The following is a 12,378-nucleotide window of genomic DNA, read 5'->3' as shown; positions in this document are numbered from 1 at the left end:
GGAAACAAGGGTTAAAGGGGATAGGAGAGGGCGTGAATCGAACGAGCTTCCCCGCAGGACAGGTGAGCACTTCGTTCGTGAAGGCGCTCTTGATGTACCTGGAGGTCGACAAGGGGCCGGCGGAGGCCGATGCCTGGCTCCATCGCTGCCACATCCAGCGCGACGATCTGGACGACGAAACGCGCCCCATGTCCCTGCTCGCGCTGCACGATGCGCTGCTCGCGTTCGTCGACGTCGCCTCGCGCGCCGCCATCATCAAGGCGTGGCGTTACCTCATTTTGCCGGACAACCTCGGCTTCTGGATGCGCGTGCTTCGCGGCACCAGCGGCCCGCTCGATGCGTTCTCCCGCCTCGATGCGAACGAAAGTGAATACGGCCGCACCACCCGATGGCAAACGTTGGTCTCGGGCAACGGCATGTGGCGTGGACGCGTGCACATTGCACATGATCCGCGCATCGAGGAAGACGGCCTGCTCGATGACATGCGTCTCGCCCAGCTCAGTGCCGTGCCCGCGCTTTTCGGCTACGGGCGCGGCCAGGTCACCTTGCTCGACAAGCGCAAGGGCGGCGTGAGCGAGCTCTCGTGTGACTTCGAGGTGCGTTGGTACCCGTCGCGCGTTGCGGTCTCCACCACCGTGGCCGGTGCCGCGGGCTCGGTTCTGGGCGGTGTGACGTTCTTCACGGAGCTGTCGCTGACCTCGCAGCTTCTCTGCGTCGCGGCGGCGGCCACGGGCGGTGCGCTCTTTGGAGTCGCGTGGGCGCGGGAGCACCGGCGCCGTGCGGAGATCTTCGCGCAGTCGATGCGGGTGAACGCGCTCGAGCGCAACTTGGCCCTCAAAGAGGCGCGCGAGCGCGTCGCCGCCGGCCGGCTCGAGGGCACGGTGGTGGCCGGGCAATACCGCATCAAGCAGCGCATGGGCTCCGGTGCGAGCGGCGTCATCTACGAAGCCGTGCGCGTCCGCGACGATCTGCCGGTGGCCATCAAGTTGCTGCGCGCGGCCGCCGCCCACGACGCCGTGGCCTCGGACCGTCTGCGGCGCGAAGCCGAGGCCCTTGGTCTCGCGTGGCATCCCAACGTCGTCGAGATGATCGACCACGGGCACCTGCCCGACGGCACCGCGTACCTCGTCATGGAGCTCTTGGACGGCGAGTCGCTGGCCGTGCGCCTTCGCAACAAAGGGCCCTACTCGCCCGAGGAATTGCTCTCCGTGGCGCTTCAGATCTGCGAGGCCATGATCGCGGTGCATGCCGCCGGCGTGGTGCATCGCGATCTCAAGCCGTCGAACATCTTCATGGAGCGGCAGCAACCCGACCCGCTCGTCCCCGCGCACGAACGGGTCAAGTTGATCGACTTCGGCATCGCCCGCGTGGAATGGGAAGAGACACGCATCACCAACATGGGCGCGCCGCTCGGTACCCCCGGGTACATGTCGCCCGAGCAGGAAACAGGCGGCGAAATCGACGCGCGCAGCGATCTGTTCGCGCTCGGTGCGGTGCTTTACGAGTGCCTCGTCGGCGAGCCGCCCCCGCCCACGCCCAGCGGTTTGTGGCTTTCGGGCCCCAGCCCCGTCGGCACGGGGCCGCGGGCGGCGCGCATCAAAATCGCGCTGCGAAATCTCCCGATCGGGTGGCAAACCGTCATCGAGCGCGCCCTTGCGCCGTCCCCGCGCGACCGCTTCCAAGATGCGCGCGCATTGGCGGCCGCCCTGCGCGAGCTGGGCGAAGCGGCCACCCCCGCGGCGAACGTCACGTAGACGCAAAAGATTGAGCGCGGTCTGACGACGATACAAGGTGACTGCGCGTTTTCGACCGGCCAGAATAGGCGCGCCCATGAAGCCGTCCTACGTCGCGTCCATGCTTCGCCGCGCAGTCGCCCCGCTCGCCCTTCTTCTTTTGGTCACCACCAGCAGCAGCGCGTGCCAATCCTCGGAGTCCTCGCCGCGCCCGCAGCAGTACCCGCCTCCGCAGTACGGCCCCGGGCCCTATGGACCGCAGGGGCCCTATGGCTACCCGCAGGGTCCAGGAACCGGCCCGCAAGCGGGACCTGGGGCATACCCCCAGCAACAGCCCTATCCTCCGCAGCAACAGCCGCCACCCTATTATCCCCCGCAACAACAGCCGTATCCCCCGCCGACGGCCCCCATGCCGGGTCAGGCCCCGCTTTTGGCACCCTTGGTCGGGCAGCTTGCGCAGCAAGCGGAGGTGCGGGGTGTGCTTGGCGAGCTGATTCAGCAACTCAACGCGAGCAATCAGCAGAAGGTTCGCGGCATCCCGCTCGTCTTCGACCAGGACCCCGATGTGAACGCTTATGCGGGTTGCGACGACAACGGAGCGCCGTTTTTGGCGGGCACCGCGGGCATCCTCGATGCGGTCGATGGCATGGCGCAAACGCGCGCGACCGACGAGATGTTCGGCACGCAGACGTACGAAGCGTACATGAATGCGGTTCTCCCGCGCCTGCTGCAGGCGAAGCCGGCGAGCCCAGCGCTCCCTCCGGGCATCATCCCCTCGCAATATTTGATGAATCCGCAGCGCCTCTCCCGCGCGCGCGAGATCTTCGACGATGTCATCGCCTTTACCTTCGGGCACGAGCTCGCCCATCACTATTTGGGACACACCGGCTGTGCGAACGGTCAGGCGATGAGCTCGGGGCCGAATCCCGCGGTGCTTGGCCACCTGGTGACGCGCATTTTGCCGGGGCTCAACCAGTTCAACGAGGCCGCCGCGGACAACTATGGCCTTATCGACGTGCTCGATACCGGTCGGGCGCGGCGTCCGCAATACCGTTGGTCGGAGAAGGGAGGCATTCTGCTCTTCGACTTCTTCTCCCGATTGGACCGAGCGTCAGGGATATCCGTGTTCAATCCGATTGGCTTTTTGCGCACGCATCCCAATCCGCAATTGCGCACTCCGCTCGTTCAGGCCACCGCGCGAACTTGGTATTCGCAGCATCCCGACGTGAGATAGGCTTTCCTGAATGGGGGCACCAGAAGACACCCGATCCAAATCCTCGCCGCGCCTGCCCACGGTGCTCATCGTGGACGACAATCCGGACATGCTCGTGCAAGTCGGGTCGTACCTGGCTGCGCGCGGCATCCGTGTCGTTCCGTCGAACGCAGCGCTCGGCGTGAGCTCGTTGGTCATACGCCACCGCCCGGAAATCGTGGTTCTCGACGTCATGATGCCCGCGCTCGACGGTGGTTCGCTGGCCAAGCTCCTTTTGGGCCTCAAATCGGTGCCGGACATGCGCATCGTCTTTTATTCGTCCATGGACGAGGAGAGGCTCTACGAGCTGGCGCGCACCACACCTCGGGCGTCGTACGTCCTCAAATCCGACGGACTCGCGGCGCTTTACGAAGCCATTTCCACGGCCCTGGGCGACTCGCGTGGCTGATTCGCGTTCGAACGCGGTCGGGCAAGCGGGGCCTCGGGGCTCCCAGCCTCCCGAGCTCCCGCCACCATCCACGCGCTATTTCGTCTTCGCGATGGTGCTCCTCGTGGTGGGCTTCGTCGTTCTGCAGGTCCACGCGGCGCGCCTGCAGGTGCAGCTTCACGAGTTTCATCATCAAGCGTCGATCGAGCGGATCCACATCGAGTTGGGCACGCAGATCCGGCGCGGCTGCCGTCTGCTCTACGTCGGCCTTCTCGAGCATTGGCATGGCCGCTCTTACGCGCATTGGCAGCAGCTCGAAGCGGAGGTCGCGGACAAGTCGAGGGCGCTGGCCAGCACCCCGGCGACCGATGACGAAGACGAGCAGGGGCGCGCGCAGCTTCTCCGGGCGGCCAACGAATGGGTGACACGCCTGCGCGACGTCATCGAGCGGGGCGAGGGGCCGCAGGTGCTCGAGGAAATGCGAGCTCGCCAGGCGCTGGTCGATCAATGGTCGGACAAAGTCATCGACGCCGACGTGCGCGCCGGCGCGCGCTTCGACGGTCTGCACCGCGCGGTGCAAGGTCAGTGGACGGCGGTCGAAGCCGTCGCCGCGATCCTACTCGTGCTCATTGCCATCGTTGCCATGTGGTGGCGCGCCCGCGTGCGGGCCCGAACGACGGACCTGGAGCAGCGGCGCCGCGAAGGCGAACGCGCCGCGCGGAGCGAGTTCTTCACCAACATGTCCCACGAGCTGCGCACACCACTCGTGTCCATCGGCGGTTTCGCCTCGATGGTCGAGGACAACCCGAGCACCAACGAGGACGTCCGTGGGTACGCGCGCAAGATTCTCCATGTGTCGCGCGAGCTTTTGGCCATCATCAACAACATTCTCGACGTGGCCAAGCTCGAGTCGGACCATATGAAGTTCTTCATCGAGCCGGTGGCCATCACCGAGGTGCTCGAGCGCTGCATTGCGCGCGCCGAGGGGCTCATCGGGCACAAGCCGCTGAAGCTGACGCTCGACGTGCAGCCCGACGTCCCGCGCGTCCGGGGCGATTTCGTGAAGCTGCAGCAGGTCTTCACGAACATCGTCGGCAATGCGGTGAAATTCACCGAGAAGGGCGAAGTCATCACCAGCGTGCGCCCGGCCGGAAAGAACGTCGTCATCGAGGTGCAGGACACGGGCATCGGCATCGAACCACAGTCGCTGCAGAGCATCTGGGAGCCATTCCGTCAGGTGGACCACAAAGTCTCGCGCAAGTTCGGCGGCTCGGGCCTGGGCCTCGCCATCGTGCACGCCGTGGTCACCCGCCTAGGCGGCACCGTCTCCGCCGAGTCCACAGTCGGCGTCGGCACCATGTTCCGTGTGACCCTCCCCGCAGACTTCTCGAAGGCCCCACCCACCCCCTCCTCGAAAAAGTCACTCTCGCAGTTCTAAGAGGAGAGGATTTACATGAAGGCGGGAAGGCGGGAAGGTCTGACGGCACGGACGTCGCAGAAGGCTTTTCTTGTGTTTTCAGTTCGCGCAGTTGGCCAATGGAAAACCCAAAAAAAAGCGTTCAGGGCTGCTGCGTGCCGGCAGTCCTTTCCGTCTTCCCGTCTTCCTGTGAACTCTCCTAGCTCTCCTAGCCGTTCACCACGCGGAGACTGCGCCCCGTGAGGACTTCGTTGTGGCTGCCGGTGCGGTAGCCTTGGAGGTCGAGGGTGACGTAGCGGAAGCCGGCGCGTTTGCCGGCGTCGACGATGGCGTCGCGTTGCTCGAAGGCCCCGAGGAGCTCGTTGGCGGCGACTTCGATGCGGGCGATGGCGCCGGGGGTGGTGTCTTTCGTGCTGCCCAAGGCGTGCCAGCGCACGCGCACTTGGTGGAGGCCGAGGCGGTGCAACTCGGCTTCGAGCGCGTCGATTTGGGCGAGGCGCTCGCGGGTCACTTCGGTGCCGTAGGGGATGCGGCTCGAGAGGCACGCCGAGGCTGGCTTGTTCCACACCGGCAGGCCGAGGAGCGCGGCGCCGCGGCGCACGTCCTCTTTGCGAAAACCGCACTCGACGAGGACGCTGCGCACGTCCGCATTCTTCGCCGCCTCGAGGCCGGGGCGGTAGTCACCGAGGTCGTCCAGGTTGGTGCCGTTGAGAACCCAGTCGAGGGACCAATCGACCTTCTTTTTCGAGCTGAGACGATACAGCTCCGATTTGCAGTGAAAACAGCGGTCGACGTCGTTCTTTCGGTACTTGTCGTCTTCGATTTCGCTCGATGCGACCAGCTCGTGCCGTGCGCCGATCTGCCGCGCAATGTCGATGGCCGCCTCGCGCTCGAACGAGGGGAGGCTCGGGCTCACGGCGGTCATCCCGATGGCCCGCGGGCCGAGGACGCGGTGCGCGGCAGCGAGCACGAAGGCGCTGTCGACGCCGCCCGAGTAGCACACGAGCACCGAGCCCATGTCGGACAGAAGCGAAAACAAGCGCTGAAGGTGCGGATCCCGTTCTTCCACGAGGCTGTGATCTAGCAAAATTACGTCCGGCTGGCCCGCCGAGCGCCCTTTGGGCTCGCTTCGGGCTTCGCCTCGGCCAGGATCCATTTGACGAAGGTCCGTATTTTCTCGGAGCGCTGGCGGAACTCCGGGTACGCCAGCCAATAGTCGAGCGGGTCGCGGATGACGGGCGGGAAAGGGTTCACCAGGCTGCCCGACTCCAGCTCCTTGGCGAAAAAGATCGGCGAGGCGATGGCCACGCCATGGCCGGCGATGGCCGATTTGACGTCGAATTCCTCGACGTAGAGCGCGAGCTCGACCCGCCCCGAGAGATCCACGTCGGTGGCGCCGGCGTGGGCGAGCCAGTTGATCCACCAATCCGTGCGGCCCAACAGTGGGAGCCTGGCGAGATCGCGGGGGGAGGGGCGGGGGCCCAAGGTTTTGAGCAGCTTCGGGCTGACCAGGGGCGTGTACAGATTGGGCAGCAAGAAGTGGGTGACCATGCCGGGCCAGTTGCCGGCGCCGCTGCGGATGCTCACGTCGAATTGGCCCGTCGTGAGATCGGCCAGGGCAATCGATGTATCGAGGCGGACGGCCAGCTTGGGGTTCTGCAATTGGAACGTGCCGAGACGGTGCACGAGCCACTTGGAGGCGAACGTCGGCAAGGTCGTGATGGAGAGCTCGCCCTCAGAGCGCTCCACGTTCTCGGCGAAGGCCGAACGAAGCGTGGAGAACGCCTCCGTGACCGGCGTTGCGAGGCGCTTGCCCATCGGGGTGAGGACGACCTTGCGCGGGAGGCGTTGAAAGAGCGCCAGGCCGAGTTCCTCCTCGAGCGACTTGATTTGGTAGCTGACCGCGGCCTGCGTCATGCCCAATTCTTCCGCGGCCCGGGTGAAGCTCTCATGGCGCGCCGCGGCCTCGAAGACGCGGATGGCGCTGAGCGAAGGCAGCTGCGGGCGGCTCGGCATTCGCTCCGAATGCTACGAGAGCCCGAGGTACGTATCGACGATGATTTTCGCGTGCGACGTCCAGGAAAAGCGCGCCGCCTGGGCGAGGCGCACGTCCGCCGAGGGGCCTTGGGAAGGATCGCGCAGAAGCTTCACGGCGTGCGTGCTCCACGCGCCGATGTCGGCCACGGGCAGCAAGGAGACGGCGTCGTTGCCCACCTCGCGCAGCGGCGGGATGTCGCTGGCGAGCACCGTGGCGCCACACGAGAGGGCTTCGATGACGGGAAGGCCGAAGCCTTCGAACTCGCTCGGCATGAGCACCAAGGTCGCGCGCCGGTAAATCTCGGCCAACTCGGTGCGGTCGATGCCGCGGAATTGCACCAGGGCGTCGCCGATGTGAAGCCGCTCGATGCGGGCGCGCTGCTCGTCGGTCCACGTGCCGCCGATTTGCACGAGGCGCAGATCGGGATGCTCGCGCCGCGCCTCGGCGAAGACGTCGAGCAGGACGTCGATGCGTTTGCGCGGGATGCAGCTTCCCACGTGGAGCAGGAACGGCTTTCCGCCGAGCGTGTGGATCGGCAAGTGCTCGAGGCTCACCGGGGCCTCCGGTGTCACGCGAAACTCGGGCGAGACGCCGTAGTAGGCCTGCACCAGCTTTCGCTCGTCGAGAAGGTCGTACTTGCGAATGGCATCGCGCACGGCGCCCGTCGAGAAGAAGACGATGCGCGCCTTCTCCATCCCGCGAAGGAGACGTTGCGCCATGGCGCGAAACCACAGCGGGCGCGGCTCGACCCGGGGCTCGAGCAGGCAGCGAAAGGCGTCGAGGTCGTGGCAGTAGACACCGACCCGCTCGGCCGGCAGCGCATGCACCGCGTGGGCGTAGCTATGGTCGCAGACATGAAAGACGTCGTTCAGACGACGCGCGCTGCGCGCTGCACGCGGCACATCCCAGATGCGATTGACGAGTCGGTCGGCGTTGAAGGCGAAGCGCTCGCGCCGCGCACCAAGCGGCAGCCGTGAGAGCCTTCGTGCGAAGGCGGGACGGATGCGCATGGTGCTGACGCGTTCGTCGCGCTGGGCGTGCGCGAGCAGCATCTCGGCGACGAGATCCATGCTCGGCCATTCCTCTTCGAGAAGATCGCAGACGAAGGCTATCCGCAGCGCACGGTTCATGTGCGGCATACGTTGCGCGAAGCTCCGCTGAGCTTCAAGCCCCGTTACTTGGGTGCCCCGTCACTTACGAGCCCCCTCACTTAGATGGATGAGCGCGGTTCCAGCTCTTCGAAAGATCACGCGAGATCTTGTCGAGCGTGACCGTCGAGAACGGATCCAGTTTCAACTCTTCGGCGATGGGGTTCAGAACGCAGAGCCAGGGGCTCGGAATGGCCCGTGGTTCGTCCTGGGGGCCGAGCACGATGGGGAACTGACCATGCGCACCGCCGGCAACCTCGAAGCCCGCTCCGGGGACGCGGACCAAGAAGAGCAGCGAGGGCCATGTCTTCTGAAGGACCGCCTCGCCATCGACGAATTGGCAGATGCTGCCGATGGTCCCGCCCTTCGTGCGAATCCAGAGCGGCTCGGAGCCAAGATGCCCAGCGATCGCTCGGTCGATACGGACGCGAGAATAGGTGACGATGCGCCCGTCTTCCCAACAGGCGCGATCTTCAAGCGCAGAAGCGATGACGATAACGTCGGCCACTTCGACGAGCGACGGTAAATCCCAAACCGGAGTTCCGACACGCATTTGACCAGAAGAAACCCGTCGAGGACGCGTGGGTCGCGCACGTTCTTGCGTCCACAGCTTCATTCGTACCCCCTTGGACCGCGCCTTATCGATTGTGCGTTGGTCCTTAGCACATGCTAGCGCTAGGCGGTCCCGTTCTTTTTGGCTTTTCTTGCCCACTACACACTTTTATTGGCTGCGATTTACGCTTCAGCCAGTCCCCCCCAATCATGAATTGCGTGATTGTCGTAATTAGCTCTGGCTGACAGCGCGCGCGACGGCAATGCCATCCGCGCTCGGCAGCTTGCCTGCAGGGCCCGATGGCCGCGTTTTTGAGGCGACCTCCTCTTCGGCATTTCCGCCAGGAGGTTCGCTCGACACCGTGGATCCGTTCGCGTCAGTGGTCACTGAGTTTGCCACTTCCGGCTCCGGCGCATCCGGAGAGCGCTTGTAGCCGCACTCTTTGTTGGCACAAGCGATCATCGGTTTGGCCTTCGTGCCGCCCATCACCAAGAACGCTGCACCGCAGTCGGGGCAGGGTGACTGAATTGGCTTTTGCCAGAGCTTGAAATCGCACTTCAGCGTCTCGTGATTGTAATTCGAGCAGCCGTAGAACGTCTTCCCGCCCTTCTTCTTCGGACGGACCTCGATGAGGTCTCCACCGCACTTGGGGCAAGGCACGCCCAGCGGCACGGGCTTCGCGTTCTTGCACCCGGGGTAACCCGTGCACGAGAGGAACTCGCCGTATCGGCCGCTGCGGATCACCATCGGCTTGGTGCACTTGTCGCAGATGACGTCCGTCTCGCGGACCTGCGTGCCTTTGCCGTCGGGCCCGAGGTCGCGCGTGTTCTTGCACTTGGGGTAGTTCGCGCAGCCGAGGAACCATCCGTTCTTCGACCAGCGCTTCATCATCTCGCCTTCGTTGCAGACGTCGCAGATCTCGCCCGTCGGCTCCGGCTCGGGATTCCAGCGCTTTTGCTTCTTCCCCTCGTCGAGCTGCTTTCGGAAGCGCTTGTAGAAGCGCGACAGCAGCACCACGCGGTCTTCGTTGCCTGCCTCGACCTCGTCGAGCTGCTCCTCCATGCTGGAGGTGAAGGCCGGGTCCATGAAATCGAGCTCGCTGCGCACGAGGCCATCGACCACGTACATGCCGAGCGTGGTGGGGCGGAAGCGGTTGTCGAGCTTCTCGACGTAGTCGCGCGCCTGCACCTTGCTGATGATCTCGGCGTACGTGCTCGGGCGGCCGATGCCGCGATCTTCCAACTCGCGCACGAGCGAGCCTTCGTTGTAGCGCGGCGGCGGCTGCGTGAACTTCTGCTCCGTGAGCACGCCCGGCGGGTCGACGATCTTGAGCTTCTCGCCCTCGGACAGCTCGGGCAGCGAGGCCTCGTCGTCCGATGCCGCTTCGGCATCCGGCTTGAGCGCTGCGGCCTTCGCCGCCTCGTCGGCTTCTTCTTCGCCGGCGAGCTCGCCCTTGCCTCCGCCCTCGCCGACCGCTGCAAGCCAGCCGGGGAACTTGAGCACGCGACCGCTCGCGCGCAGTCCGTACGTCGGACCGCCGCTCACCGCAGCCTCGATGTCGACGCCCGTCTGATCGTAGACGGCTTCCTTCATCTGGCAGGCGACGAAGCGATCCCAGATCAATTTGTAGAGCTTGAACTGCTCTTCCTTGAGGTGCTTTCGCACCGTCTCGGGCGAAAGCTCGAGGCTCGTCGGGCGGATGGCTTCGTGCGCATCTTGCGCGCCCTTCTTCGATTTGAAGACGGGCGGGTTCGCGGGCAGGTACTCCTTGCCGTAAACCTGCTCGATGCGATCACGGCACGCTCCCACCGCCTCCGGCGACAGGCGCGTGGAGTCGGTACGCATGTACGTGATGAGACCGACGGGACCGCCGTCCTTGCCGAGATCCACACCTTCGTACAAGCCCTGCGCGACCTGCATGGTGCGCTTGGCGCCGAAGCCGAGGCGGTTCACCGCGTCCTGTTGAAGCTTGCTCGTGGTGTACGGAGCGGGGGCCTTTCGCTTTCGCTCCGAACGCGTGATCTTCGCGATGGTGTACGCGGCCGACTTCAGGTGGCCACGCACGACGTCCGCGTTCTCCGCGTTCTCGACGGCGAACTTCTTCCCGTCGCGCGTCGTGAGGCGGGAGATGAACGGTGTCTTCGCACCCGCGGCCTTGGAGAGGCCGACGCTGGTGTTCCAATATTCGACGGGGACGAACGCTTCGATCTCGCGCTCGCGGTCGACGATGAGCCTCAGCGCCACGCTCTGCACGCGGCCCGCGCTCAGCCCGAACGCCAGCTTGGACCACACGAGCGCCGACACGTCGTAGCCCACGATCCGATCGAGGACGCGGCGTGCGCGTTGCGCATCGTAGAGCTGTTTGTTCAGCTCCCGCGGCGAGTCGACACCGCGTTGAACACCGGCCTTGGTGATCTCGTGGAACTCGACGCGCTTCGTGACTTTCTTGCTGCCGCCCAACTCCTCGGCCAAGTGCCACGCAATCGCTTCGCCTTCACGGTCGGGGTCGGTTGCGAGCAGGACTTCTTCGACGTTTTTGGCCGCGGTCTTCAGTTCGGCCAGGACCTTCTCCTTGCCGGCGATGACCTCGTACGTCTCTTCGAAACCGTTCTCGATATTGATGCCCAGCTTTTTGGGCAGATCCTTAACGTGGCCCTTCGATGCGACGACCTCGTAGTGAGCCCCCAGGTACTTCTTGATCGTCTTCGCCTTGGCGGGCGACTCGACGACTACGAGCGTCTTCGCCATCGTTCTCTGCGTCTTTCGGCAAAAAGTTCAATGATGACAGGTGTTTATACGCGTCAGCCCGGCGGAAGGACCCGCTCGGGCCCTCTACTAGTACGTTCTCCAAGGCAAGGGTCAAGAGCGCCGTGCTTACGGCCGCGGCCGGTAGCTGCGTCCGATTGATGAGCTCATCTATATGAAGTGGCATGGTTTCCGCCACACGAAAGAGCGCTTGAGCTTCAATGGTTGGCACAAAAGATTTGTGCGGAGGTGTGGGTGTGTTTGCTCCAGTTGAGGCACTTGTTGACTCCGGGTCGAAAAGCAGAGCCGACTGCTCCTCCTCTTTTGTACGTCGCCTCCGTCGTGTAGGTTTCGTGGGCTCCCGTGGTTGGATGTCAGACTGCCCAGAACGGCGGCGCGGGACGAGTCCCAAAGAGGCAAGGAGCTGTTTTCCCCGGGTGAGCGGTCGCGCTCCCCGCTCGAGCAGGTCGAGCGATCCGGCGTAACGCATATCCCATGCGGGCGGTGAGACGACCCAAAGCGGCCGCTCGAGCAGGCGCGCATGCTTGGCCGCGTTGAGCGCACCCGATGGGATGCCGGCTTGCACCACGACGACGGCATCGCTCAGCGCCACCAGCGCGCGATTTCTCGGGAAATACGTCGAAAGATGGGCCACCGCGCTGCTCGGAAAGGGCCAAACCAGCGCGCCGTCTTCGGCGACGATCTGCTCGTACAGCGGCGCGTGTTCCTCCGGTGCAACGTGATCGCACCCCGTGGGAAGCACCGCCCACGTGCATCCGCCCACCGAGAGTGCGCCGCGATGTGCCGCCGCATCGATCCCCAGTGCACCACCCGAGGCGACGATCACACCGTTCGACGCACAAAATGCCGCCAGATCGTGCGCGAAGGCCTCCGCCTCGGGCGTAGGTTCGCGGGTGCCCACGATGGCCACGACCCATCCTGGACCGAGTTGGCCCTGGATGGTGACCTCGGAAATGGGCGGATCGAGCGCCGCGAGGCGGGAAGGAAAGCGCGGATCGTCCGGGGTGTGCCGATGCGGGGTGTTCACGTTTGGGAGTCGACCTAAAACTCGGCGCGGTTTCGTTTCTTGAAATTTCGTCGTCG

At 64.9% G+C, this 12,378-nt stretch carries 10 protein-coding genes; 4 read left to right on the top strand and 6 right to left on the bottom strand.

Translation table 11 applies throughout. The features are described from left to right. The first annotated feature begins 32 nt into the window (after positions 1-32). The 4 genes from LVJ94_30185 (at position 33) to LVJ94_30170 (ending at position 4,811) form a co-directional block, all read left to right on the top strand. Positions 33-1,754: a serine/threonine protein kinase gene (locus tag LVJ94_30185; protein ID WXB01176.1), complete on the top strand. Its 1,722-nt coding sequence runs from the start codon at positions 33-35 to the stop codon at positions 1,752-1,754. Positions 1,755-1,830: 76 nt separating this feature from the next. Next, positions 1,831-2,967, top strand: a complete 1,137-nt coding sequence (locus LVJ94_30180) for a hypothetical protein (protein ID WXB01175.1) — start codon at positions 1,831-1,833, stop codon at positions 2,965-2,967. A 10-nt stretch (positions 2,968-2,977) separates the two neighbouring features. Then, positions 2,978-3,394: a response regulator gene (locus tag LVJ94_30175; GenBank protein ID WXB01174.1), complete on the top strand. Its 417-nt coding sequence runs from the start codon at positions 2,978-2,980 to the stop codon at positions 3,392-3,394. Next, positions 3,387-4,811: a HAMP domain-containing histidine kinase gene (locus LVJ94_30170; GenBank protein WXB01173.1), complete on the top strand. Its 1,425-nt coding sequence runs from the start codon at positions 3,387-3,389 to the stop codon at positions 4,809-4,811. The genes LVJ94_30175 and LVJ94_30170 overlap by 8 nt, the downstream gene beginning before the upstream one ends. Before the next feature lie 187 nt (positions 4,812-4,998). On the opposite strand, the gene larE is transcribed toward LVJ94_30170, so the two are convergent. From larE to LVJ94_30140, 6 genes are all read right to left on the bottom strand, one after another. Further along, complete coding sequence (larE, locus tag LVJ94_30165) at positions 4,999-5,859, bottom strand: ATP-dependent sacrificial sulfur transferase LarE (protein ID WXB01172.1); 861 nt, start codon at positions 5,857-5,859, stop codon at positions 4,999-5,001. 20 nt (positions 5,860-5,879) lie between these two features. Next, a complete protein-coding gene (locus LVJ94_30160) occupies positions 5,880-6,806 on the bottom strand; it encodes a LysR substrate-binding domain-containing protein (GenBank protein WXB01171.1) in 927 nt (308 codons plus the stop codon). Between the two features lie 12 nt (positions 6,807-6,818). After that, a complete protein-coding gene (locus tag LVJ94_30155; protein WXB01170.1) occupies positions 6,819-7,958 on the bottom strand; it encodes a glycosyltransferase family 4 protein in 1,140 nt (379 codons plus the stop codon). Positions 7,959-8,034: 76 nt separating this feature from the next. Beyond that, positions 8,035-8,592, bottom strand: coding sequence for a hypothetical protein (locus LVJ94_30150; GenBank protein ID WXB01169.1), 558 nt, complete (start codon positions 8,590-8,592; stop codon positions 8,035-8,037). Positions 8,593-8,760: 168 nt separating this feature from the next. Next, positions 8,761-11,277: a type I DNA topoisomerase gene (gene topA / locus LVJ94_30145; protein ID WXB01168.1), complete on the bottom strand. Its 2,517-nt coding sequence runs from the start codon at positions 11,275-11,277 to the stop codon at positions 8,761-8,763. Then, positions 11,174-12,322 (bottom strand): DNA-protecting protein DprA, encoded by a 1,149-nt coding sequence (locus tag LVJ94_30140; GenBank protein WXB01167.1) that lies wholly within the window; start codon positions 12,320-12,322, stop codon positions 11,174-11,176. Before LVJ94_30140 ends, topA begins: the two co-directional genes overlap by 104 nt. Between the last annotated feature and the right edge of the window lie 56 nt (positions 12,323-12,378).

Source organism: Sorangiineae bacterium MSr11367, assembly GCA_037157805.1.
Lineage (GTDB): Bacteria > Myxococcota_A > Polyangia > Polyangiales > Polyangiaceae > Pendulispora > Pendulispora rubella.
Note: the sequence above shows the minus strand (reverse complement) of the source record. Positions and strands in the feature narration are given on the sequence as shown.

Excerpts from the sequence above, each read along its gene's own strand:
- LVJ94_30180 (WXB01175.1), top strand. The coding sequence starts at position 1,831 with ATGAAGCCGTCCTACGTCGCGTCCATGCTTCGCCGCGCAGTCGCCCCG.
- LVJ94_30175 (WXB01174.1), top strand. The coding sequence starts at position 2,978 with ATGGGGGCACCAGAAGACACCCGATCCAAATCCTCGCCGCGCCTGCCC.
- LVJ94_30160 (WXB01171.1), bottom strand. The coding sequence starts at position 6,806 with ATGCCGAGCCGCCCGCAGCTGCCTTCGCTCAGCGCCATCCGCGTCTTC.
- LVJ94_30155 (WXB01170.1), bottom strand. The coding sequence starts at position 7,958 with ATGAACCGTGCGCTGCGGATAGCCTTCGTCTGCGATCTTCTCGAAGAG.
- LVJ94_30150 (WXB01169.1), bottom strand. The coding sequence starts at position 8,592 with ATGAAGCTGTGGACGCAAGAACGTGCGCGACCCACGCGTCCTCGACGG.
- topA (WXB01168.1), bottom strand. The coding sequence starts at position 11,277 with ATGGCGAAGACGCTCGTAGTCGTCGAGTCGCCCGCCAAGGCGAAGACG.